This is a genomic window from Sciscionella sediminilitoris (genome assembly GCF_000737195.2).
GTDB lineage: Bacteria > Actinomycetota > Actinomycetes > Mycobacteriales > Pseudonocardiaceae > Sciscionella > Sciscionella sediminilitoris.
The window spans coordinates 1-22,193 of record NZ_JALM01000137.1; the positions used below are offsets into that span (position 1 = coordinate 1).

At 69.5% G+C, this 22,193-nt stretch carries 20 protein-coding genes and 2 riboswitches; of the genes, 10 read left to right on the forward strand and 10 right to left on the reverse strand.

What is annotated here, in order from left to right; genetic code table 11:
• Positions 1-340: acyl-CoA dehydrogenase family protein (locus tag AD72_RS33240; RefSeq protein ID WP_031470618.1), on the reverse strand; the 340-nt coding region annotated here is incomplete at its 3' end.
• Between the two features lie 94 nt (positions 341-434).
• Here AD72_RS33240 and AD72_RS33245 point away from each other — a divergent pair.
• On the forward strand, positions 435-1,076 hold the full coding sequence (locus AD72_RS33245) for a TetR/AcrR family transcriptional regulator (protein WP_031470619.1): 642 nt from the start codon (positions 435-437) through the stop codon (positions 1,074-1,076).
• On the opposite strand, the gene AD72_RS33250 is transcribed toward AD72_RS33245, so the two are convergent.
• The gene (locus AD72_RS33250) at positions 1,073-1,879 is read right to left on the reverse strand and encodes a GNAT family N-acetyltransferase (protein ID WP_197285158.1); all 807 of its coding nucleotides are present in this window, start codon (positions 1,877-1,879) and stop codon (positions 1,073-1,075) included. The genes AD72_RS33245 and AD72_RS33250 overlap by 4 nt on opposite strands.
• 117 nt (positions 1,880-1,996) lie before the next feature.
• Here AD72_RS33250 and AD72_RS33255 point away from each other — a divergent pair, with 117 nt between their 5' ends.
• The 9 genes from AD72_RS33255 (at position 1,997) to AD72_RS33295 (ending at position 11,888) form a co-directional block, all read left to right on the forward strand.
• A complete protein-coding gene (locus AD72_RS33255; RefSeq protein WP_031470621.1) occupies positions 1,997-2,590 on the forward strand; it encodes an N-acetylmuramoyl-L-alanine amidase in 594 nt (197 codons plus the stop codon).
• Positions 2,591-2,642: 52 nt separating this feature from the next.
• Positions 2,643-3,545 carry a LysR family transcriptional regulator gene (locus tag AD72_RS33260; RefSeq protein WP_031470622.1) on the forward strand — a complete coding sequence of 301 codons (903 nt, stop codon included), beginning with the start codon at positions 2,643-2,645 and terminating at the stop codon, positions 3,543-3,545.
• Positions 3,546-3,609: 64 nt separating this feature from the next.
• On the forward strand, positions 3,610-5,658 hold the full coding sequence (locus AD72_RS33265) for a thiamine pyrophosphate-dependent enzyme (protein WP_231645126.1): 2,049 nt from the start codon (positions 3,610-3,612) through the stop codon (positions 5,656-5,658).
• 41 nt (positions 5,659-5,699) lie between these two features.
• Entirely contained in the window at positions 5,700-7,535 is a 1,836-nt protein-coding gene (locus AD72_RS33270; RefSeq protein WP_031470624.1) for an APC family permease, read from the forward strand.
• Positions 7,528-8,694, forward strand: a complete 1,167-nt coding sequence (locus AD72_RS33275) for an NAD(P)/FAD-dependent oxidoreductase (RefSeq protein ID WP_037348242.1) — start codon at positions 7,528-7,530, stop codon at positions 8,692-8,694. The genes AD72_RS33270 and AD72_RS33275 overlap by 8 nt, the downstream gene beginning before the upstream one ends.
• A 105-nt stretch (positions 8,695-8,799) precedes the next feature.
• Positions 8,800-9,210, forward strand: a complete 411-nt coding sequence (locus AD72_RS33280) for a YciI family protein (RefSeq protein ID WP_031470625.1) — start codon at positions 8,800-8,802, stop codon at positions 9,208-9,210.
• Positions 9,207-10,415 (forward strand): RNA polymerase sigma factor, encoded by a 1,209-nt coding sequence (locus tag AD72_RS33285; protein WP_031470626.1) that lies wholly within the window; start codon positions 9,207-9,209, stop codon positions 10,413-10,415. The genes AD72_RS33280 and AD72_RS33285 overlap by 4 nt, the downstream gene beginning before the upstream one ends.
• A 21-nt stretch (positions 10,416-10,436) precedes the next feature.
• On the forward strand, positions 10,437-11,372 hold the full coding sequence (locus AD72_RS33290; RefSeq protein WP_031470627.1) for an ADP-ribosylglycohydrolase family protein: 936 nt from the start codon (positions 10,437-10,439) through the stop codon (positions 11,370-11,372).
• Positions 11,373-11,381: 9 nt separating this feature from the next.
• Positions 11,382-11,888, forward strand: a complete 507-nt coding sequence (locus AD72_RS33295) for a cysteine dioxygenase family protein (protein ID WP_031470628.1) — start codon at positions 11,382-11,384, stop codon at positions 11,886-11,888.
• Here AD72_RS33295 and AD72_RS33300 read toward each other — a convergent pair.
• The 8 genes from AD72_RS33300 to AD72_RS36185 all read right to left on the reverse strand — a co-directional run bounded on the left by AD72_RS33300 (position 11,879) and on the right by AD72_RS36185 (position 22,020).
• Positions 11,879-12,709 (reverse strand): aldo/keto reductase, encoded by an 831-nt coding sequence (locus AD72_RS33300; RefSeq protein ID WP_031470629.1) that lies wholly within the window; start codon positions 12,707-12,709, stop codon positions 11,879-11,881. The two genes, AD72_RS33295 and AD72_RS33300, sit on opposite strands and share 10 nt — an antisense overlap.
• A 98-nt stretch (positions 12,710-12,807) precedes the next feature.
• The gene (gene gcvP / locus AD72_RS33305; RefSeq protein ID WP_031470630.1) at positions 12,808-15,693 is read right to left on the reverse strand and encodes an aminomethyl-transferring glycine dehydrogenase; all 2,886 of its coding nucleotides are present in this window, start codon (positions 15,691-15,693) and stop codon (positions 12,808-12,810) included.
• A 56-nt stretch (positions 15,694-15,749) separates the two neighbouring features.
• Positions 15,750-15,860, reverse strand: a riboswitch (glycine riboswitch).
• A riboswitch (glycine riboswitch) is annotated at positions 15,861-15,956 on the reverse strand.
• 18 nt (positions 15,957-15,974) lie between these two features.
• Positions 15,975-16,565 (reverse strand): MerR family transcriptional regulator, encoded by a 591-nt coding sequence (locus AD72_RS33310; protein ID WP_031470631.1) that lies wholly within the window; start codon positions 16,563-16,565, stop codon positions 15,975-15,977.
• A gap of 264 nt (positions 16,566-16,829) precedes the next feature.
• Positions 16,830-17,306 (reverse strand): bifunctional nuclease family protein, encoded by a 477-nt coding sequence (locus AD72_RS33315; RefSeq protein ID WP_031470632.1) that lies wholly within the window; start codon positions 17,304-17,306, stop codon positions 16,830-16,832.
• Positions 17,307-17,491: 185 nt separating this feature from the next.
• Positions 17,492-18,187 (reverse strand): transcriptional regulator FtsR, encoded by a 696-nt coding sequence (gene ftsR, locus AD72_RS33320; protein WP_031470633.1) that lies wholly within the window; start codon positions 18,185-18,187, stop codon positions 17,492-17,494.
• A 45-nt stretch (positions 18,188-18,232) separates the two neighbouring features.
• Complete coding sequence (gene garA / locus AD72_RS33325; RefSeq protein WP_031470634.1) at positions 18,233-18,685, reverse strand: glycogen accumulation regulator GarA; 453 nt, start codon at positions 18,683-18,685, stop codon at positions 18,233-18,235.
• Positions 18,686-18,844: 159 nt separating this feature from the next.
• Complete coding sequence (clsA, locus tag AD72_RS33330; RefSeq protein WP_031470635.1) at positions 18,845-19,444, reverse strand: cardiolipin synthase ClsA; 600 nt, start codon at positions 19,442-19,444, stop codon at positions 18,845-18,847.
• Between the two features lie 44 nt (positions 19,445-19,488).
• Entirely contained in the window at positions 19,489-22,020 is a 2,532-nt protein-coding gene (locus tag AD72_RS36185; RefSeq protein WP_082469305.1) for an MFS transporter, read from the reverse strand.
• Between the last annotated feature and the right edge of the window lie 173 nt (positions 22,021-22,193).

A 22,193-nucleotide genomic window follows, 5' to 3' on the forward strand; every position in this document is an offset into this window, starting at 1 on the left:
GCTGATCGCCGACATCCTCGGCCTGCTGGCGCGCACCGGCGTGGCGGACGAGGATGTCGGCGATCAGCGCGGTGTTGATGATCAGATAACTCGCGTTGAAGTCACCCGCGGCGATCTCCTCGGCGGCCATTCCGGCGATCACCGCCCCGGCCTCCTGTCCGCCGTACCGCTCCGGGATGCGCAGGCCGGTCAGCCCCATGGCCGCCATCTCACCGGGCAGCTCCGGGCGCATCCGCGCCGCACGATCACTGGACTGGTAGTGCGGGGCCAGGTTGTCCCGGGCGAACCTGCGCAGCTCGCGCTGATAGGCGAGCTCCTCGGCACCGAATCCGAAGTCCACGCTGCACCACTCCTCGGCCCGGCATCCTCGCCGGTCTGACTACCGTGACAAAATTTGACCCTGGAGTCAATAGATGACCGGGTATCCTCACGGCATGGCACGGCAGGAACTCACCGAGCGCGCCCCCGGTACCGAGCGGATCCAGCGCAAACGCGGCAAGCGGGTCAAGGAGATCGTGGAGACCGCCGCGGAACTGTTCGGCGAACACGGATACGACGCGGTCAGCCTGGACGACGTCGCCGAACGGCTGGACGTCACCAAGGGTTCGCTTTACTACTACTTCCCGAGCAAGGAAGAACTGGCCACCGCCGCGATCGAGACCCTCGGCGACGAGTGGACCGCCCGGCTCGAGCGGCTGGCCGAACAGCACGAGGGCGGGCACGCCGGACTGCTGCGCACCCTGCTGCACGAACACATCACCATCGCGGTACGGGACTATCCCGCAGCGCTAAGACTTTTCCTCGTGCCACGGGCCTGGCCGACCGCGCAGGCCGACCGGATCAAGGAGCTGCGCGGCCGGCACGACGCGGTGTTCCGCAGGGTGATCGAGGCCGGTGTCGATGCCGGCGAGTTCACTGTCACCGGAGTGGACACCACCCTGCAGTGCATGCACGCGGCCATGGCGCAGTCCCCGCTGTGGTGTGCCCGGTTGCGCGGCAAGGCGCGGGGCAACGCGATCTCCGAGCTGACCGAGACCCTGATGATGCTCGTCGGGCAACCCCCGCGGACCGGCTAGCCTGCCGCGAAAGCGTGCTCGACGAACCGCTCCGCCGTGCTGAACCCGAGCCGCCGGTAGACCGGGGCACCGTCGGCCGAGGCCTGCAGCACCGCGACCGACTCGCCGAGGTCCGCGGCGGTGCGCACGGCCGCGGCCGTGATCGCCGCGCCGAACCCGCGCCTCCGGTAGGCCGCACGGGTGCACACGTTGTAGATCCCGGCCACGCCCGCGTGCACGAACAGCTCCGCCGAGCAGACCGGTTCCGCATCGAGGTAGCCGACGAGGTAGCGCACCGGACTGTCCGGGGCGAGCACGAACGGTTCGGCCTTCGCGAAGAACTCGCGCACCGCGGCAGCGGGCGGATCCCAGTTCTGCTCGAGCACGGTGACGAAGCCGCCGAGCCCCGCGTGGTCGTGCACGAGCCGGATGTCGAGTTCGCCCGGCCGCGGCGGCGCCACGAGCTCGTCCACGCGCAGCCACATCGCCGGTTCCGGGACGTCCGCGGGCAACCCGGCCGCGCTCAGCCGCGCGGACAGGTCGTGCGGGCGCGCGGTCGGGGCGACCCACCAGGCGAACCGGCGCCCGGTGCCACGCAGCCGGTCGAGCACCCGCGCGATGCGCCGATCGGCCTCCTCCGGCCCGAACCGGGCGAGGGTGACCGAATTGAAGGTGTCATCGTCCAGGCCGCTGTCCGCGATCAGCACATCCCCGTCCTCGTGCACCCGCGCGCCCGCGATGTACCGGTGCGCATGGCAGGCGTGTTCGGCGTGATTGCGCGCCATCGCGTCCAGTAGCGCCGCCTCGTCCGTGTCTTCCCGCATACCTGTATTCCACCATTCGGGGCAACGAAATGCGCGCCGTTTTCCGGCGGTGATACGCCTGGTGGAATCGACCGGAAATCGTTGACTTTTCCGTATCGGGAGCATTACATCCGGTACATGAATGAACACGTCTCCCGTCGTGGACTGCTGCGTGCCGGGGCCGGGATAGCCGCGGTCGCCGGGTTCTCCGCCCTGTCCGCGACCGCATCGGCCGCCGCGCGCGAGACGGTGGACTATCCGAACGCGCACTGGTCGCTCGCGCACAATTTCACCGCCGCCGACCGGCCCAAGGACTATCCGATCAACCTGGTGATCATCCACGTCACCCAGGAGACCTTCGCGGACACGCTGAAGAAGTTCGCCGATCCGAACCACAACGCGGCCGCGCACTACGTCACCCGTTCCAAGGACGGCTACATCGCGCAGTGCGTACGCGAGCACGACATCGCCTGGCATGCGGGGAACTGGGACTACAACACCCGCTCGATCGGCATCGAGCACGAGGGCTGGGTGGACCAGCCGCAGTGGTTCACCGATGCGATGTACCGCGAATCGGCGAAGCTCACCGCCTGGGTGTGCCGCCGCTACGGCATCCCGGTCGACAACGAGCACATCATCGGGCACAGCGCGGTTCCGGGCACCGACCACACCGATCCGGGACCGCACTGGGACTGGGAGAAGTACCTCGGCCTGGTGCGCGGCGCGGGCTGAGTCGACGGAACGCCCTACCGCCGCACGGCGGGTGCCCGTAATGTCGTGCACCGTGCTGAACCCGATTCACCTGCGCACCCTGCAGGAGTGCGTACGCACCGGCTCCTTCGCCGTCGCAGCACGCTCGCTGGGCTACACCCCATCGGCGATCTCCCAGCAGATCGGCGTGCTCGAGCGCACGGTCGGCGCCCCGCTGTTCGAACGCGCCGCGCACAGTGTTCGGCCGACCTCGATCGCGCTCGCCCTCGCCAACCGCTGCGGTGACGCACTGGACGCACTGCAGGAGGTGGAGACCGAGATCAGGGCCATGGTCTCCGGGGACGCCGGAACCCTGCGACTGGCCTGTTTCGCCACGGCGAACACCACGGTGGTGCCGACAGCGCTGGCCGCCATCGCCGCGCAACGCCCCCGTGCGGAGGTCCACCTCGAGGAAGGCGAACCGGACGAGGTCCTCGAACTGGTCACCGAGGGCAGCGTGGACTGCGCGGTAGTGTTCGGCTACGACCTCGCCCCGCGCAACTGGCCGGTTACCTTGCGGCACAAGGAATTGCTCGCCGAACCCCTCGCGGTTGCGCTGCCCGGGGCCGAACCGGAGGTGCACGAGCTCGCCGACCTCAAGGACCGGCCGTGGATCTGCACCAAGAAAGGCACCGGGGCGGCACGCTCCCTCGACCGGCTCGCCGCAGATGCCGGGTTCACCCCGCAGGTCCGGTTCCGCAGCAACGATTACGGAGTGATCCACCAGCTGGTCGCCCGCGGCCTCGGGGTGGCGCTCATGCCGCGGCTCGCGGTGCGCGAGGAGGGGGTGCGGATCAGCCGGATCACCGGAGTCTCCAGCTACCGCCGGGTTTCCGTGCTCTACCGGCCGAACAACACGAACCCGCTGCTCACCGTCGCCCTCGACTGCCTCACCCGAGCCTGCGTGCCCTGGCGCGATCAGGAACGGTCGGCCTGAGCACCACACATGCTCTAGCTGCGCGGGCTGGCGGGCACGCCGCCGATCCACCATGCTCACAGCGGTGAGCGATGAGTACTTCCGCGCGGCGGTCGCCGCCCTGCCGACCGGGACCGATACACCGCCCGCACTCGATCTGGACCGCCTCTTCGGCTGGCAGGCCACCAGCAGGGCACTCGACCTGACCGCGCGAAGGCTCGGGAAACAGGGCCTCGGCTACTACTCCATCGGCTCCGCGGGGCACGAGTCGAACGCACTGGTGGCCGCCGCACTGCGGCCGAGCGACCCGGCCCTGCTGCATTACCGTTCCGGAGGTTTCTACCTCGCCCGCGCCGCCCAGGTTCCCGGCTCCGATCCGGTGCGCGATGTGCTGCGCGGAATCGTCGCCTCGGCCCGCGAGCCGATCTCCGGTGGCAGGCACAAGGTCTTCGGCAACGCGGCGCTGTCGATCATCCCGCAGACCTCCACCATCGCCTCGCACCTGCCGCGCGCGGTCGGCCTCGCCTTCGCCACGGCCCGCACGGGCGGTTCGGAGATCGTGGTGTGCAGTTTCGGCGACGCCTCGGCGAACCACTCCACCGCGCAGGGTGCCCTCAACGCGAGCGCGCACACCGCCTACTCGGGGCTGCGCCTTCCACTGCTGTTCGTCTGCGAGGACAACGGGATCGGGATCAGCGTGCGAACCCCGCGCGGGTGGATCGAGCACTCATTGGCGAACCGGCTGCCCTATTTCGCCGCGGACGGCACCGACCCCGAAGGACTCGCCGAGGTAGCCACGGAGGCCGCCGAGTTTGTGCGCTCCCAAGGAAAACCGGCGCTGCTGCACCTGAGCACGGTGCGGTTGTTCGGGCACGCTGGCTCCGATGTGGAGGCCGGATACCGCTCCGGCTCGGACATCCGCGCCGATCTGGAACGCGATCCGCTGCTGGCCACCGCGCGACTGCTCGCCGGAACCGGGACCAAGCCCGCGGAACTGCTCGAGCGCTATGACCGGATCACGGCCGAGGTGGACGCGGTCGCCGAGGAGGTGGCCGCCGAACCGAAACTCACCGATCGCGCGGCCATCACCGCACCACTGGCCACCGCGGTACCGCCGATGCCCGAGCGCCCCGGGGCCGAACCGGCGACCCTGGCCCAGGGCATCAACAGCGCGCTCGCCGAACTGCTCGCCGATCCGAAAACCCTGGTGTTCGGCGAGGATGTGGCGCGTAAGGGCGGCGTGTACGGAGTCACCAAGGGACTGCGCAAACGCTTCGGCGAACGGGTCTTCGACACCCTGCTCGATGAACAGTCGATCCTCGGAGTCGCGCTCGGCGCCGGGCTCGCCGGATTCCTGCCCGTTCCCGAGATCCAGTACCTCGCCTATCTGCACAACGCGATCGACCAGCTGCGCGGCGAGGCGGCCACCCTGCCGTTCTTCTCCGCAGGCCAGTACGGCAATCCGATGGTCGTGCGCATCGCGGGATACGCCTACCAGAAAGGATTCGGCGGGCATTTCCACAACGACAACTCGATCGCCGCGCTGCGCGATATCCCCGGCATCTTCGTGGCCACCCCGGCGACCGCGACCGACGCCCGCGAACTGTTGCCCGCCTGCGCGCACGCGGCACGGGAACACGGCACCGCGAGCGTGTTCCTGGAACCGATCGCCCTCTACCACACCCGTGATCTGCACGAGTCCGGCGACGAGGGCTGGCTGCGCCCGCTGGAACCGGCCGCACCGCACTGTGGCCGGGTGTACGGCAGCGGAACCGAGCTGACCATCATCACCAGCGGCAACGGGGTGCTCATGTCCCTGCGGGTCGCGAAAAAGCTGGCGGCCCGCGGGATTCGGGCCCGGGTGCTCGATCTGCGCTGGCTCGCCCCGCTCCCGGTGTCCGACATCCTCGAACAGGCGCGGGCCAGCGGGGCCGTCCTGCTCGCCGATGAGACCCGGCACAGCGGCGGGATCTCCGAATCGGTGCTCGCCGCCTTGGTGGACAACGGATTCCGCGGCCCGATCAAGCGGGTCACCAGCGCGGACTCGTTCATCCCGCTCGGCGCCGCCGCCGGAGAAGTGCTGCTCTCCGAGGCCGAGATCGAGGCCGGGGCATTGGCGGTGCTCGGGCGGTAACCGGTTGCCACGTTTCCCAGCCGAGGTGACGAGGAGGTCACATGGCAGCGCACGGCCCGATCGAGGACGGCGACGCGAAACTCCGGAAAACCCTCTCCGCCCAGCAACTGCTGTTCATCTCCATCGGTTCGATCATCGGCTCGGGCTGGTTGTTCGCCGTGCTCGCCGCGGGTTCGGTGGCGGGTCCCTCGGTGATCATCTCCTGGGTGCTCGCCGCCGTCCTGGTGACCTTCATGGCGCTCAACTACGCCGAAACCGGTGCCATGCTGCCGCGCAGCGGGGGCATCGCCCGCTACCCGTACCTCACCCACGGCGGCTATCTCGGTTTCGTGCTCAGCTGGTCGATGCTGCTCGGCGGGATCACCACGGTGTCCACCGAGGCGCTCGCGGTCGTGCAGTACGCCGCCGGATACGTGGCCTCCTGGACCGGGATCCAGCTGACCACGGTCGGCGAATCCAGCGCCTCGCTCACCACGGCCGGCCGGTTCTGCGCGGTGCTGCTGATGGTGTTCTTCTTCGCGGTGAACGTGTTCGGGATCCGGTTCTTCGGGCGGTTCAACCACTGGATCGGCTGGTGGAAACTCATCCTGCCGATCCTGACCTTCATCCTGCTGTTCTTCGCCTTCCACGGGTCGAACTTCTCCGCGTTCGGCGGATTCACCCCGCGCGGTTCCGGGGCGATCTTCAACGCGATCGCGGTCTCCGGGATCGTGTTCGCGTTCCAGGGTTTCCGCGAGGGCGTGAACTTCGGCGGGGAGAGCAGAAAACCACAGCGCGACATCCTGGTGGCCACGGTCGGCTCGGTGGCCATCTGCGCGGTGATCTTCGTGCTGCTGCAGGTGGCGTTCATCGGCGCGCTCGACTGGCCGGACATGGGCCTGCATCCCGGTGACTGGGCCGGGCTCAAGGGCGGGCACTGGGCGGACCAGCCGTTGTACTCGGCGCTCAACGCGTCCGGGATCGCGCTGCTCGGCGCGTTCGGCGCGTTCCTGCTCGTGGACGCGGCGATCTCCCCCGCGGGAACCGGCTGGGTCTACATGGGCGATACGGCGCGCACCCTCTACGGAATGGCGGTGCACGGCAGCGTTCCGCGGGTGTTCGCCCGGATCAGCGACCGCTTCCGGGTCCCCGCGCTCGGCCTGATCGCCTGCCTGGTCGGCGGCTGCGTGTTCTTCCTCCCCTTCCCCGGCTGGTACATGCTGATCGGGTTCACCAGTTCCACCGCAGTGGTCACCTACCTCGCCGCCGCTCCGCAGCTGCAGGTGATGCGCAGGACCGCACCGGACGCCGAGCGCCCCTTCCTGCTGCGCGGCGCCACGGTGTTCTCCCCGCTCGGTTTCCTCGCCGCGAGCATGATCCTGTACTGGTCGGGCTATGCGGTGCTGCAGGGCGTGGTGGCGACCGTGCTGCTCGCGTTGCCGATCTACGCCTGGTACCAGGGTCCGCGCAGTGGCCGGATCGGACGGACCAGCGGGCGGGTGATCGGCGGGGTGTTCCTGCTCGTCTGGATCGCCACCCAGGTGATCGGTCCGCTGGGCACGCAAAGCCTGCCGTTCTGGGGTTTCTGGCTGCTCTGCGCCGCCGGACTCGTGCTCTACACCCTCGCGATGCGGCGGGCCTGCACCGAAACGGGGCGCCGGGAGCTGCGTTCCGGGGCCTGGGTCGTGGCCCTGCTCATGGTGCTGTACCTGCTCTCCCGGTTCGGCGCCTACGGCGAGCTGGCCCATCCCCCGATCCCGTTCCCCTACGACAGCCTGGTCGCCGCCGCGCTCGGGCTCGCCGCCTACTACTGGGCGGTGCACAGCGGGTACGCCACCCAGGAACTCGAGGACATGCTCGAGAAACCGGCCACGAGGAGGGTCCGCGCACATGACTGAAGTCCTCATCATCGGGGCAGGGATCACCGGGGCGAGCGCCGCGTTCCACCTCGCCGAACGCGGCGCCCGGGTCCTGGTGCTCGATCCGAGCGGCGGCACGGCCGGACAGACACCGCGGTCCGGCGCGATCGTGCGCGGTCATCACGCGGTGGCGCTCGAGGCGGAACTGGCCGTGGAAAGCCTCGGCGAGTACTACGAACGGTGGGACGAACGCGTCGGTGGCGGGTGCGGATTCACCAGGACCGGGTTCGCCTACCTCGCCGACGAGGCCGATGCCCCCGCGGTCCGCGCGAACACCACCATGCTGGCCGAACAACTGGGCTGGCCGACCGAACTGCTCAGCGCGGAACAGCTCGCCGAGCTCGAACCGGCCGTGGACACCGCGCGGATCCGGCTCGCCGCCTACGAGGAACGCAGCGGTTACGCCGAGCCGATGGCGGCCACCACGAGCCTGCTGCGCGCCGCCGGACGCCATGGCGCGCAGCTACGGCACGAGCGGGTGCTCGGACTGCTCGCCGGGGATTCCCGGATCCGTGGTGTGCGCACCGAATCCGGCGAGTACCACGCGGACACCGTGCTGCTCGCCACCGGAGCCTGGTCCCCCGCACTGGCCGCGACAACCGGGCTCGAGCTGCCGATCGCGAGCGCGCGCATCCAGGTCATGCTCTACGAACGGCCCTATTCGCTCGCCGGGCACCTGACCATGACCGATGTGGCGGGCGATATCTACCTGCGGCCCACCGCCGACCGGTGCACACTCGTCGGGCGGCACGCCCCCGAACGCGAATGGCTCGCCGGTCCGGAGGAGAACCGCGCCGAACACGACCACTCCTTCATGCTCGACTGCGCCCAGCGGCTCGGTGCCCGCATCCCCGCCATGGCCGGTGCCCCGTTCCGGCTCGCCCGCACCTGCGCGCTGGACATCACCCCGGACGGTCGCCCCCTGCTCGGCCCGGCCGGTCCCGAAGGGCTCTTCCTCGCCGCGGGATGGAGCGGTTCGGGGTTCGGCAAGGGTCCGGCCACCGGGGCCGAACTGGCCCGCTGGATCCTGGACGGGCGGCCACGGCGGCCCGGTCTGTGGCGCTATACCCTCGACCGGTTCGCGAAGGGCGAGCCGATCGCCGGGGAGCACGAGTACGGCGCCACCGGTCCGCACTGAGCTATCGTGTGATGTGATCGAGGCCACATGTGTGGTGGTCGATCGGCGGGCGGCCGGTTTCGACGTCCCCTGTGAACCGTCCGAACGACAGATTGGGCAGACGTCATGAAGTACATGATCATGCTGTACGCCTCTCAGGCCGATCACGATGCGCTCTCCGGAAGGCCGGGAAGCAAGCGGCCCTGGTCGCAGGAGGAGATCGCCGCGCTGCACGAACACATGGGCAGGATCCACACCGAGCTCGCCGAGTCCGGGGAGCTGGTCGACGCCCAGCCGCTCGCCCAGCCGGTGCACACCCGCAGACTGCACTCGCGCGACGGGGTCCCGGTGGTGACCGACGGCCCATACGCGGAAACCCAGGAAGTGCTCGCCGGGTACACGATCGTCGACTGTTCCGGCATGGACCGGGCGACCGAGATCGGGTTCGCGTTCGCGGCCGCGCCCGGCCCGGACGGCGTCGCGGACGACGCGTTCCTGGACATCCGTCCGCTCGGCGACGGCCAAGCCGAACTGTGAGACCGGATCGTGCCGAGGAGCTGCTGCGGGAACTCGCACCGCAGGTCCTCGGCGCGCTGGTCCGCCGCTACGGGCACTTCACGGAAGCCGAGGACGCGGTCCAGGAGGCCATGCTGAGCGCCTGCACCACCTGGCCGCGCGAGGGCCTTCCCGAGCGGCCGCACGCCTGGTTGATCACGGTGGCCGCGCGCAGGCTCACCGACCTGCTGCGCGCCGAAGAGGCCCGCAGGCGCCGGGAGGACAACGCGGCGCGCGCCTGGCGGCCACCGGCCGGGGACACCGAGGCCGACGACACCCTGGTGCTGTTCTACCTGTGCTGCCATCCCGCGCTGCGCCCGGCCGACCAGATCGCCCTCACCCTGCGCAGCGTCGGCGGACTGAGCACCGCGGAGATCGCCCGCGCGTTCCTGGTCCCGGAACCGACCATGGCGCAGCGCATCCTGCGCGCCAAACGGCGCATCCGGGAACACGGCGAACCGTTCCGCATGCCCGCCGCGACCGAACAGACCGACCGCACCGCCGCCGTGCTGCACGTGCTCTATCTGATCTTCACCGAGGGGTACACGAGCACCGCGGGCACCCGGCTGTACCGGATCGACCTGTCCACCGAGGCCATCCGGCTGGCCAGGATCCTGCGCCGGTTGCTTCCCCGGGAAAGCGAGGTCACCGGGCTGCTGGCGCTCATGCTGCTCACCGACGCGCGGCGCCCCGCCCGCAGCGGAGCACACGGCGAACTGATCCCGCTCGCCGAACAGGACCGTGCTCGCTGGGACACCGCCGCGATCACCGAGGGGCTGGCACTGGTCGCCGAGGCACTGCCGCACGGACCGGCCGGGCCCTATCAGCTGCAAGCGGCCATCGCCGCGCTGCACGACGAGGCACCGAGCAGCGCGGACACCGACTGGCCGCAGATCCTCGCGCTCTACGAAGTACTACTCACCCATGCGGACAACCCGGTCGTCGCGCTCAATCACGCCGTCGCCCTCGCGATGGCCCGGGGACCGGAAGCCGGACTGGAGCGGCTGACGCAGCTCGCGGGCGATCCGCGGATCGGCGAACGGCACCGGTACCACGCCGTCCGGGCGCACCTGCTCGAGCTCACCGGCGACCGCGAGGGCGCGGCACAGGCCTATCTGCGTGCCGCCCGGCTGGCCACGAACCTGCGCGAACAGCAGTACCTGAACCGCAAGGCCGCCGCGCTCTGAGTACGTCCTAGGCTCGCCATCATGATCGGCTCGGTGGACACGGCGCGCGGGCTGCTGCTCGGCCTGCTCGCCGGGGACTGTTTCGGTGCGCCGTTCGAGGGCGCTGCCACGGTCGGCGAGGCGGCGGTGCGCACACTCGAACAGACCGGCGAACCGTTGCGCTACACCGATGACAGCGCGCTGGCCTTCGCGTTCGCCGCGCACCTCGCCGAGCACGGCGAGGTGCGGGTCGATCGGCTGGCCCGGGAGTTCGCGGACACCTGGCGGGCGCAACCGTGGCGCGGCTACGGTGCGGGCGCGGCCCGGCTGTTCGCCCGGATCGCCGAAGGGACACCGTGGGAACAGGCCGCCAGGGACCAGTTCGGCGGCTCCGGCTCCTACGGCAACGGGGCCGCGATGCGGGTCGCCCCGGCCGCCCTGGCCGCCCGGGATCTGGGGCATGCGGCGGAATTGGCGCGGCAGAGCGCGCTTCCCTCGCACGCGCACGAGGACGGCACGCTCGGCGCGGTCTGCCAAGCCGGTGCCGCTTTCCTTGCCGCACAACAGGATCCCGGTATCCAGCTGGACACCACGGAGTTTCTCGGTGCCCTGTCGGAAACCCTGGCCTCCGCACGCTGGCGGGACTCGCTGGAGCGCGCCGGAACACTGCTGCGCGAGGAGGCCGGTCCGGAACGCGCCGCTCGCGAGCTCGGCAACGGGGTGGCCGCACCGGATTCGGTTCCCGCGGCGGTGTACGCCTTCCTCCGCGAACCCGATGACCTCGCCGCCTGCCTCCGGTTCGCCATTCGGATGGCCGGGGACACCGATACCATCGCGGCCATGGCGGGCGCGCTCACCGGGGCGCGGTGCGGGCCCGCGACACTGCCCGTGCCCTGGCACGCACGCCTCGAAGGCGCCGAACGGGCGGTGGAGCTGGCCGACCGATTGGCGGTTACCTCCTCCGGCGGCGCCCGCTAATCTCGGGGCATGCTCGAAAGTCTGGTAACCGGGATCCGCGCGGCCGTGTGCGAGGCGGCCACCCTCGAAGAGACCGCGCAGTCGGTCGCGGCCTGGCTCAAGGCCAACCGGCCGGGGCCCGAACTGCTCACCGCGGAGCAGCGGCGCGGCAACCCGGAGCACTACGAGCAGCACGTACTGCACGTGGAGCCGGACGGCAGCTTCTCGGTCGTCGCGCTCGTCTGGTTGCCGGGGCAGGAGACCCCGGTCCACGATCACCTCGCCTGGTGCGTGGTCGGCGTCCTCGAGGGCACCGAGCACGAGACCGTGTACCGGCTCGACGACCACGCCGAACTCGTCCGGGATCTCGAATCCCAGAATCCGGTCGGCAGCGTTTCCTGCTGCATTCCACCGGGCGATATCCACAAGGTGACGAATATCGGCGCCGAGACGGCGATCTCACTGCACGTCTACGGCGCCGATATCGGTCACTGCGGTTCAAGTATCAAACGGACCTACGCACTCGATCACGTGTGATTCATTTCGTCCGGGTGGGGCCCGGTGCGCCGTCCGTTCTCCAGCCCGTCGATGGTCGCCACGTCGTCCTCGCCGAGTTCGAAGTCGAACACGTCGAAGTTCGAACGGATCCGCTCCGGGGTGACGGATTTCGGGATCACGATATTACCCAGCTGAATGTGCCACCGCAGAATGATCTGCGCCGTGCTCTTGCCGTATTTCTCGGCGAGCGCACCGAGCGTGCTGTCCTGCAGCAGCTCGCCGGAAGCCAGCGGGCTCCACGCCTCGGTGGCGATCCCGTGCTTGGCGTGGAACTCCCGCAGTTCACGCTGCGGTAGGTTCGGGTGCAATTCGATCTGGTTCACCGAAGGGACGACCTCGGTTTCGGCGAACAGCCGCTCGAGGTGCGGGACCTGGAAATTCGAGACACCGATCGACCGGATACGGCCGTCCGCCTTGAGCTTTTCGAACGCCTTCCACGTGTCGACATACTTGTCGACCTTGGGAAGCGGCCAGTGGATCAGATAGAGATCCACGTATTCGAGGCCGAGCCTGCGCACGCTCTCCTCGAACGCGCGCAGGGTTTCCTCGTATCCCTGATCGGGGTTCGCCAATTTCGTGGTGACGAACAATTCCTCGCGCGGGATCCCCGATTCCGCGATCGCCTTACCGACGCCTTCCTCATTCTGGTAAAGGGTGGCGGTGTCGATGCTGCGGTACCCGGTGCGCAGTGCTTCGGCGACCGAAGGCACCGCCTGTTCATCCGGGACCTGCCATACGCCGAACCCGAGCTGCGGAATCCGGACACCGTCGTTTAGTTCGAGTTGAGGTACCTGGCTCATGAGTCGCCGTCTGCCCTTCCTGGTCGATGACGGAGTGGGCATGCGGGAACGGTCCCGCATGCCCACTCGATCGTTCCGTCAGGGTAACCGCGCCCCCGTCACCCGTTGTCGGTACCCGCGAACGCCTCGATGGGCGGGCACGAACACACGAGGTTACGGTCACCCTTGGCACCGTCGATGCGTCGCACCGGCGGCCAGATCTTCGCCGCGGCGTGCCCCGCCGGGTACACCGCTGTTTCCCGATCGTACGGGTGCACCCAGTCCCCGGTCAGGCATTCCGCCGTATGCGGCGCGTTCACCAGCGGGTTGTCCTCGGCGGGCCACTCACCGGCCGCGACCCGCCGCGCCTCGGCACCGATGCTGATCATCGCCGCGCAGAACCGGTCGAGTTCGGCGAGATCCTCGGATTCGGTCGGCTCGACCATGAGGGTGCCGGCCACCGGGAAGGACATGGTGGGCGCGTGCAGGCCGTAGTCGGCGAGCCGCTTGGCCACGTCGTCCACGGTCACCCCGGTCTCCTTGGTGAGCGGGCGCAGATCGAGGATGCATTCGTGCGCCACGAATCCGCCCTCCCCCGTGTAGAGCACCGGGAAGTGCGCGTCGAGCTTGCGCGCCACGTAGTTGGCCGCGGCGATCGCGGTCAGGGTGGCACGGCGCAGCCCGTCCGGGCCCATCATCCGCACGTACGCCCAGGAGATCGGCAGGATGCTCGCCGAACCCCACGGCGCGGCCGCGACCGGTCCGATACCGGTCTCCGGGCCCGCGCTCGGCTGGGCGGGGTGGTTGGGCAGGAACGGGGCCAGGTGCCCGCGCACTCCGATCGGCCCGACCCCGGGACCACCACCGCCGTGCGGGATGCAGAAGGTCTTGTGCAGGTTCAGGTGCGAGACATCCGAGCCGAACTTGCCGTACTGGGCCAGCCCGATGAGCGCGTTCAGGTTCGCCCCGTCCACGTACACCTGACCGCCCGCGTCGTGCACCAGCCCGCACACCTTGTGCACGGTGTCCTCGTAAACCCCGTGCGTCGACGGGTAGGTCAGCATGATGGCGGCCAGCGATTCGGTGTGCTCGTCGAGCACCGAGGTCAGGTGGTTCATGTCGATGTTGCCGCCGTCATCGCACTGCACGACGACCACCCGCATTCCGGCCATCACCGCGGATGCGGCGTTGGTGCCGTGCGCGGAGGCCGGGATCAGGCACACGTCACGGCCCGCCTCGCCGCGTGACCGGTGGTAGGCGCGGATCGCGAGCAGACCGGAGAACTCCCCCTGGCTGCCCGCGTTCGGCTGCAGCGAGACCGCGTCGTAGCCGGTGATCTCCGCGAGCCAGCGTTCCAGGTCACCGATCATCGCCAGGGTTCCCTTGGCGTCCTCGACCGGCGCGAAGGGGTGCAGGTTCGCGAACTCCGGCCAGGTGACCGGTTCCATCTCGGTGGTCGCGTTGAGCTTCATGGTGCACGAGCCGAGCGGGATCATCGACCGGTCCAGCGCCACATCCTTGTCGGAGAGCGCGCGCAGGTAGCGCAGCAGCCCCGTCTCGCTGTGGTGCCGGTGGAACACCGGATGGGTCAGGTACTCGCTGGTGCGCAGCAGCTCACCGGGCAGGGCGTCGGCGGTCGCGGCGTCCAGGGCATCGGCGTCCGCCTCCACTCCGAAGGCCCGCCAGACGGCGGCCAGGTGCGCCCGGCTCGTGGTCTCGTCGGTGGCGATGCCCACCGTGTCCGCGTCCACCAGCCGCAGGTTGATCCCCTGCTCCCGGGCGTCCGCCACGATCTGCTCCGCCCGGCCCGGCACCCGAGCCTGCACGGTGTCGAAGAACCGCTCGTGCACCAGGTCCACCCCGCCCGCGCGCAGCCCGGCGGCGAGCACCGCGGCCATCCGGTGAGTGCGGCGCGCGATGTTCCGCAGGCCGTCCGGACCGTGGTAGACCGCGTACATCGAGGCCATCACCGCGAGCAGCACCTGGGCGGTGCAGATGTTCGAGGTGGCTTTCTCCCGGCGGATGTGCTGTTCCCTGGTCTGCAGCGCGAGCCGGTAGGCCATCGCCCCGTCCGCGTCCGTGGAGACCCCGACGAGCCTGCCGGGCAGCTGGCGCTCCAGCTTCGAGCGCACCGCGAGGTATCCCGCGTGCGGGCCGCCGAAGCCCATCGGAACACCGAACCGCTGGGTGGAACCGACCACCGCGTCCGCGCCGATCTCCCCCGGCGCGCGCAGCACGGTCAGCGCGAGGATGTCCGCGGCGACCACAGCCATCGCGTTCCGCTCGTGCGCGGCCTCGATGAGCGCGGCGTGGTCGGTGATCGCCCCTGAGGCACCCGGGTAGGCCAGCAGCACGCCGAACAGCTCACCGTCCGGCAGTCCCGCGCTCAGGTCGGCGACCTCGATCTCGATACCGAGCGGCTCGGCCCTGGTACGCAGCACGGCGATGGTCTGCGGCAGCGAGTCGGCGTCCACCACGAACCGGGGCGAGCGGTTCCGTCCGGCCCGGCGCACCAGGGTCATCGCCTCGGCGGCCGCGGTCGCCTCGTCGAGCATCGAGGCGTTCGCCACCGGAACCCCGGCGAGATCGGAGACCATGGTCTGGAAGTTGAGCAGCGCCTCCAGCCTGCCCTGCGAGATCTCCGGCTGATAGGGCGTGTACGCGGTGTACCAGGCGGGGTCCTCCAGGACGTTGCGCCGGATCACCGCGGGGGTCACCGTGCCCGAGTAACCCAGGCCGATCATCTGGGTGCGGACCGTGTTCGCCGCGGCATGCGCCCGCAGTTCGGCGATGGCCTCGGGCTCGGTCGCCGCGGCGGGGAGCGCGAGCGCGAGGTCCTTCTCCACGATGGACGAGGGCACCGCGCGCGCGGCGAGCTCATCGAGCGAATCGACGCCGAGGACCTCGAGGATGCGCGCCTGCGCGTCGTCCGACGGTCCGATGTGGCGCCTGGCGAACGGGGTTCCGTGTTCGAGCTCGGCGAGCGAAACACGTTCGGTTGTCATTGCTGTGCCTCCAGAGGGTCGAACTCAGGCTCGGTGGGTTCGAGCAGGCGGGACTGCCCTCCCCCTCTGTCTGTGCCCGCTCACGAGCGCCTGAGAGCTTCACCCCGAAGGGCTTTCACCGTCGGCGGGGCCGGGATGGCGACCCGACCCGCTTTCCAGAGGCGTCATACACCAGCGCGGTCCTGCGGCCTGAGAGGTTCCGGGGAGGATTTGCTCCTTCGGCGCCGACCGGCGGACCGGCCGAACTCTCCCGCACGGGTGTCGTCGACTACGCGCTCAGTCTAACCCACCTCGCGCGCCCTGCGGCGACTCGCGAGCTCATCGTGTTCGTGCACCGAATGGTGCTCGGTCAGCTCGGCGCCGTCCGCGCGCTCGGCGGGGAATTCGTGCACGGTGGCGCTGATCTCCCGCATCGCACCGGAGACCGCGATCCCGAAGACGCCCTGACCGCCCTGCAGCAGGTCCACGACCTCCTCGGGCGAGGTGCACTCGTAGACCGTCGTCCCGTCGGAGAACAGGGTCAGTTTCGCCAGATCCGAGACACCCCGGTCCCGCAGGTGTTCGACGGCGGTACGGATGTTCTGCAGCGATACCCCGGTGTCCAGCAGCCGCTTGACCACCTTGAGTACGAGCACATCCTTGAAGGAATACAGCCGTGGTGAACCCGAGCCGACCGCGGTGCGGATGCTCGGCATCACGAGCTTGGTGCGCGCCCAGTAGTCCAGCTGGCGGTAGGTGATACCGGCGATCTGGCACGCCGCCGGACCACGGAACCCGACGAGCTCGTCCGGCACTGACTCGTCCGGGAAGAGTTCGCCCTGCTCACCCTCGGTTCCCGACGACTGGTCCCTGAACGGTTGGTCGCTGACCACTCGTGCCTCCGTCTTGAATCCCACCAGTGGAATCACACCCTGGCGATTTCCTGCACCCTCGACGGTAGGTCCGCGGCCGCGGCCGGTCAACGCGACACACCCTCGACCTCATGTTGATCTTGAGGGTTTTCCCACCGATTTCCGGAAGCCAGGCGTGCCGCCGGCAAGGCCGCGGGAGCCGTGGCGCACGTGCTTTTGGTGCGCGAGGCGATCGCCCGGGCGCGGGTGTCCCGCAAGGACCAGCAGTGCGGATGGCCCCGGCAACTAGGTGTCGGCGCCGCGGAAATCCTCCGGCGAGACCGAGTCGAGGAACTCGCGGAACTTCTCCACCTCGTCCTCCTGCTCGTCCGGGATGATGAGCCCGGCTTCCTCGAGGACGTTCTCCTCCGCGTGGATCGGCACCCCGGCACGCAGGGCCAGCGCCACGGAGTCGCTCGGCCGGGCGGAGATGCGTACATCCTCGTCGAACACGAGCTCCGCGTAGAAGGTGCCTTCCTGCAGGTCGATGATGCGCACCTGCTGTAGTTCCCTGCCGAGCCCGGCGATCACGTCCTTGAGCAGGTCGTGAGTGAGCGGTCGTGCCGGACGGACGCCCTGCTGTTCGAGTGCGATGGCGGTCGCCTCGACCGATCCGATCCAGATCGGGAGGTAACGCTCGCCGTCCGCCTCACGCAGGAGCAAAATAGGCTGGTTGGCGGGTAGTTCCACTCGTACGCCGACTACACGCATCTCGCTGCTCATCGGGTCTCGCCTCCCTGCGCCTGCGCGATTCGCGGGCCGACGGCCCAGGCACCGCGCGTGGTGTTGCTCGGAACTGCCGTCCAGGGCCCAAGGGTCCCGCACGGCCCTACTTCAACGCTACCCGCCATGCGGCGGATCCGCCTACACTTGCCGATATCGTCCCACGGTGGACCGGTCTTGACCCGTCACGACCCGCCGACCTCGCGAATGCCCGCCTTGACGAGCAGCGTGTGCAGGCTCACCGAGAGCGCGGCGAGTTCCCGCACCACCTCGTCGGCCCGGGCGCGCGAATCGGGATCACGCTGGCGGTACAGCGGGGTGACGATCTGCTCGAGCAGGCCGACCTCGCGATCCGCCGAGGCGCGGAAGGCACGCAGGTGCCTCGGTTCGATGCCGTACTCGGTCATCTTGCGCACGGTGCGCGCCACGATGACCGCTTCCTCGTCGAAGAACCCAGCCGCTCCGGCTCTGATCAGCCCGTACTGCTCGAGTTCGGCGAGCATCGGCTTGTCGATCCCGGCCTGTTCGAGCAGCTGTTCCTGGGTGAGCCGGTTGCCCGTATCGGCGGCGAAGTCCTCGGCACTCGGCGGGGCGCCCACCGAGACAAGCTGGCGCGGCGGGCGCGGGACACCGAGGTCCGGAACGGTCCCCTCGTCCGCGGCGTCCAGCTGTTCCTTGATGACCTTCAACGGAAGGTAGTGATCCCGCTGCGCGGCGAGCACATACCGCAATCGCGCCACATCGGCCGCGGTGAACTGCCGGTAGCCCGACTGCGTACGGCCCGGACTGACCAGCCCCTCCGATTCCAGGAACCGGATCTTGGAGATGGTCACGTCCGGGAATTCCGCGCGCAGCTGGGCGAGCACCGCTCCGATGCTCAGCCCGCCGGGACCGTTCGGCCCGGCCCGCCGCGGCGCGGTCACGCGTCAGCTGCCCGCGTTCGGCCCGGTCAGGAACACCAGCCGGAACTTACCGATCTGCACCTCGTCGCCGTTGGCGAGCACCGCCTGGTCGACCGGCTCGCGGTTGACGTAGGTGCCGTTGAGGCTGCCGACGTCGATGACCACGAAGTCGCCGCCCTCGCGACGGAACTCCGCGTGCCGCCGGGAGACCGTGACGTCGTCGAGGAAGATGTCCGAGTCCGGGTGCCGCCCGGAGCTCGTGGAGTCCTGGTCCAGCAGGAATCGCGAACCCGCGTTCGGGCCGCGCTTGACGACGAGCAGGGCCGAACCTGCGGGCAGCGCGTCGACCCCGGCGACAGAGGCTTCGCTCTCTTGGCCGGCACCGCCGTCGACCTGGTCAAGGAAATCCGCACGGAACACGGACGTGCGCTCCGGGCCCTGCTCCGGCGGGACACCGTGTCCTGGGTTCTCGCTCACCTGAGCTCTCCTCTGCCGCTCTTGGGAAACTGTCATGCTGTTGAGTGCCAAACGTACCGCTGCCGACCGGGTGAGTCGGTGGCGGGTCGGAAGAAAATGCCGTCGCGTTATCGGGTTGTTCCCTCGGTGAATTTCCCGTGACGCCACGCACGAAGCAGCTCAGCCGGGCCGTGCGTGCACGCTCCGTCCGCGCAGAGCCAGACGCACCTGAGCCAGGTACAGCACCCCGGCCCACACGTAGAGCGCGCTGCCCCACACCGCGAACGCGGTGGCGATCGGGTGCGCGATCCGCGCGGCCTCGCTCGTCCCTTGCGCGAGCAGGAGCAGCGGGAACGCGTAGAGCAGCACGAAGGTCGCCGCCTTGCCGATGTAATGCACGTCCGGGGGCGCGTACCCGCGCCTGCGCAGCAGCGGAAGGCACAGCCCGACGGCGACGTCCTTGAGCACCAGCAGCGCCGCCGCCCACCACGGGAAGATCCCGCGGATGACGAAGGCCACCAGCGTGGCCAGGATGTAGAGCCGGTCGGCGACCGGGTCCAGCATCGCCCCCAGCGTGGAGTACTGATCGAGCCAGCGGGCCAGCTTGCCGTCCAGCCAGTCGGTGATCGCGGATGCGGCGAGCACCACGAGGGCCCACACATCCGCGTGCGGGCCGAGCAGCAGGTACAGGAACAGCGGAACCGTGAGCACCCGCAACACGGAAAGCACGTTCGGGATGGTCAGCCAGCGGTCCGCACCCTCGGTGGCCCCTTCAGTCACCCGCTCAGCTTCGCACAGTCCCGCTGCCGGGCCTGCGCGCTGGCTCACCGGTTCGTCTCCGGGTGCCCGAGAATCACGTCGTACCGGCCGCTCGCCCCGCCGTCGAGGGTCAGGCTGCTCGTGACCGGTGGATAACCACTCGCGATCACCGTGTATTCCCCTTCGGCCAGGTCGGCGAACCGATACGAACCGTCCGAGCCGGTATCCGTGCACGCGAGCACCCGCCCGTCCGCGTCGAGCAGGGTGATCCGCGCGTCACCGACCGGGTGCCCATCCGGGCCGGTCCTCGCGATCCCCGACAGCCGCAGCCCGCCGTTGAGCGCCACGTCCTGCCGTGTCCGTCCGGAACCGGCCACCCGGACACTCATGGCGAACGGACGGAACGCCTCCGCGCTCACCACGAGGGTGTACTCCCCCGCGAGCAGCCGGTCGAACGCATAGGCTCCCCGCTCGTCGGTGCTCTCGGCGCCCACGACCTCGCCACGCGCGTCCGCCAGCGTGGCCGTCGCCCCGATGATCGGCTCCCCACTGGCTGCGCTGGTGACCGCGCCGAGGAGCTCGGCCGTCCCGGTCAGCAGCAGATCCATTTCCAGCGGATTCCCGCCGACGGTGATCGAGGAGGCCTCCGGCTGATGCGCGTCCGCCGAAACGATCAGCACGTACCGCCCCGCCGAGGGCGCGGCCAACCGGTAGCCGCCGTCCGGGCCCGTGCTCGCCCGCCCGACCTGGCGGCCGGCCGTATCGATGAGAGTCACCACGGCCCCAGGCACCGGCTCACCTCCGTCACGTTGCACGGTGCCGTGCACGGGCACCGAGCCCGGCGGCCGCGGGGCGAACGCACCGGCCGAGACGACTGCCTCCGCCGCTCCCCGCTTTCCGCGCTGTCGCTGCTGGCCGGAACCGTGGACGCCGTTGCCACCCGGCGTTCCGATGCCGCCGCTGCCGCCGTCAATCCTGGCGCGCGCGGCCTCGCCGCCCACACCCGCGCGCGCCGGCCCGCACAGCACCGAGGCGACCGCCGCGATCAGGCAGGCGATGATGGCGAACACGAAGGCGATGTGCAGCCCGGAGGAGAACGGCTCGGTGATCAGCTGCGGGAAGAAGGAGCGCCCGGTCAGATAACTCGCCTTGTCCGGGGGCAGCCCGTGCAGCACCGGGCCGAGCAGCTGCTGGATCGGGTTGTAGCCGAGGAAAGCGGCGAACAGCACCGCCACCGCGGGCAGATCGGCCACCTGGTGGGCACTGGCCTGGGGTACCCCGTTCGCGGCGAGCCCGGAGGCCATCGCGCTCGGCAGATGCGCCGCGAGACCGGTGATGATCAGGCTGAAGAAAATGCCGATGGACAGCACCATCGCGGCGTTCTGGAAGGTCGCCGTCATCCCCGCGCCGACTCCGCGTGCCGAGACCGGGAGCGAGTTCATCACCGCGGCCCGGTTCGGCGAGGTGAACAATCCCATACCGAGACCGTTGACCACCAGGATCGCGGCGAACGGCCAGTACGGGAAGTTCGCCGGAAGCAGAATCAGCAGCAGGAAGGACACCGCCACCACGAAGATCCCCACCGCGGCGAAGGCCCGCGCGCCGAACCGGTCGGAGAGCACCCCGGAGATCGGGGCTGCGACGAGGAACCCGACCGTCATCGGCAGCATGTAGATGCCCGCCCACAGCGGCGTGGATTCGAAGCTGTAGCCGTGCTGCGGCAGCCAGATCCCCTGCAGCCAGATGATGAGGATGAACTGCAGGCCGCCTCGGGACAGCGAGGCCATCAGATTGGCCAGGTTGCCGGTCAGGAACGCGCGGATGCGGAACAGGCGCAGGTTGAACAGCGGCTCCGCGACCCTGGTCTCGATCACCGCGAACACGGCAAGAACGGCCACCCCGCCGATGATGCAGCCGAGCACCATCGGGCTGGTCCAGCCCATCGGATGGCCGCCGTAGGGCTGGATGCCGTAGGTGATGCCCACCAGCACGGCGATCAGCCCGATCGCGAAGGTGAGATTGCCCCACCAGTCCATGCCCGCGTGTTTGCGTTCCCCGAGATCGTGCAGTTTCAGGTAGGCCCACACCGTGCCGAGCACGCCGATGGGCACCGAGACGATGAACACCAGGTGCCAGTTCACCGGGGCGAGCACCCCGCCGATCACCAGACCGAGGAAGGAACCCGCGATCGCGGCGACCCCGTTGATCCCCAGCGCCATACCGCGCTGATTGGCCGGAAACGCGTCGGTGATGATCGCGCTCGAGTTCGCCATCAGGAAGGCGCCGCCGATCCCCTGCACGATGCGCCAGCCGATCAGCCACATGGCCGCCGCGTCCCCGTGGAACCAGGTGACCGCGAGCAGTACCGAGGACACGGTGAAGATGGCGAAGCCCATGTTGTACATCCGGGCACGGCCGAACATGTCCCCCAGCCGGCCGAAGGCGACCACGAGCACCGCGGTGACCACGAGGAAGCCCATGATCATCCAGAGCAGGTAGCTGGTGTTCGCGGTCTCCAGCGGGTTGATCCCGATGCCCTTGAAGATGTCCGGCAGCGCGATCAGCACGATCGAGGAGTTGATCGTGGCGATCAGCATGCCCAGCGTCGTGTTGGACAGCGCGACCCACTTGTATCTCGGGCCCAGCTCCTCGTGCGTGCGCTGCCGCCCGTTCCCTCGGAGCCCTGTCTGCCCGCTTACCGCCACGCGCCACCATCCCGGAATCGAATGCCCCAGCACGGTTAGCTTAGCTAAGCTAACCGTGCTGGGGC

Bases quoted from the DNA above. Each gene is read 5' to 3' on its own strand.
- AD72_RS33255 (WP_031470621.1), top strand. From the start codon at position 1,997: ATGAATGAACACGTCTCCCGTCGTGGACTGCTGCGTGCCGGGGCCGGG.
- AD72_RS33290 (WP_031470627.1), top strand. From the start codon at position 10,437: ATGATCGGCTCGGTGGACACGGCGCGCGGGCTGCTGCTCGGCCTGCTC.
- AD72_RS33270 (WP_031470624.1), top strand. From the start codon at position 5,700: ATGGCAGCGCACGGCCCGATCGAGGACGGCGACGCGAAACTCCGGAAA.
- AD72_RS33245 (WP_031470619.1), top strand. From the start codon at position 435: ATGGCACGGCAGGAACTCACCGAGCGCGCCCCCGGTACCGAGCGGATC.
- AD72_RS33300 (WP_031470629.1), bottom strand. From the start codon at position 12,709: ATGAGCCAGGTACCTCAACTCGAACTAAACGACGGTGTCCGGATTCCG.
- gcvP (WP_031470630.1), bottom strand. From the start codon at position 15,693: ATGACAACCGAACGTGTTTCGCTCGCCGAGCTCGAACACGGAACCCCG.
- AD72_RS36185 (WP_082469305.1), bottom strand. From the start codon at position 22,020: ATGCTGATCGCCACGATCAACTCCTCGATCGTGCTGATCGCGCTGCCG.
- AD72_RS33275 (WP_037348242.1), top strand. From the start codon at position 7,528: ATGACTGAAGTCCTCATCATCGGGGCAGGGATCACCGGGGCGAGCGCC.
- AD72_RS33250 (WP_197285158.1), bottom strand. From the start codon at position 1,879: ATGCGGGAAGACACGGACGAGGCGGCGCTACTGGACGCGATGGCGCGC.
- AD72_RS33315 (WP_031470632.1), bottom strand. From the start codon at position 17,306: ATGAGCAGCGAGATGCGTGTAGTCGGCGTACGAGTGGAACTACCCGCC.
- AD72_RS33280 (WP_031470625.1), top strand. From the start codon at position 8,800: ATGAAGTACATGATCATGCTGTACGCCTCTCAGGCCGATCACGATGCG.
- AD72_RS33295 (WP_031470628.1), top strand. From the start codon at position 11,382: ATGCTCGAAAGTCTGGTAACCGGGATCCGCGCGGCCGTGTGCGAGGCG.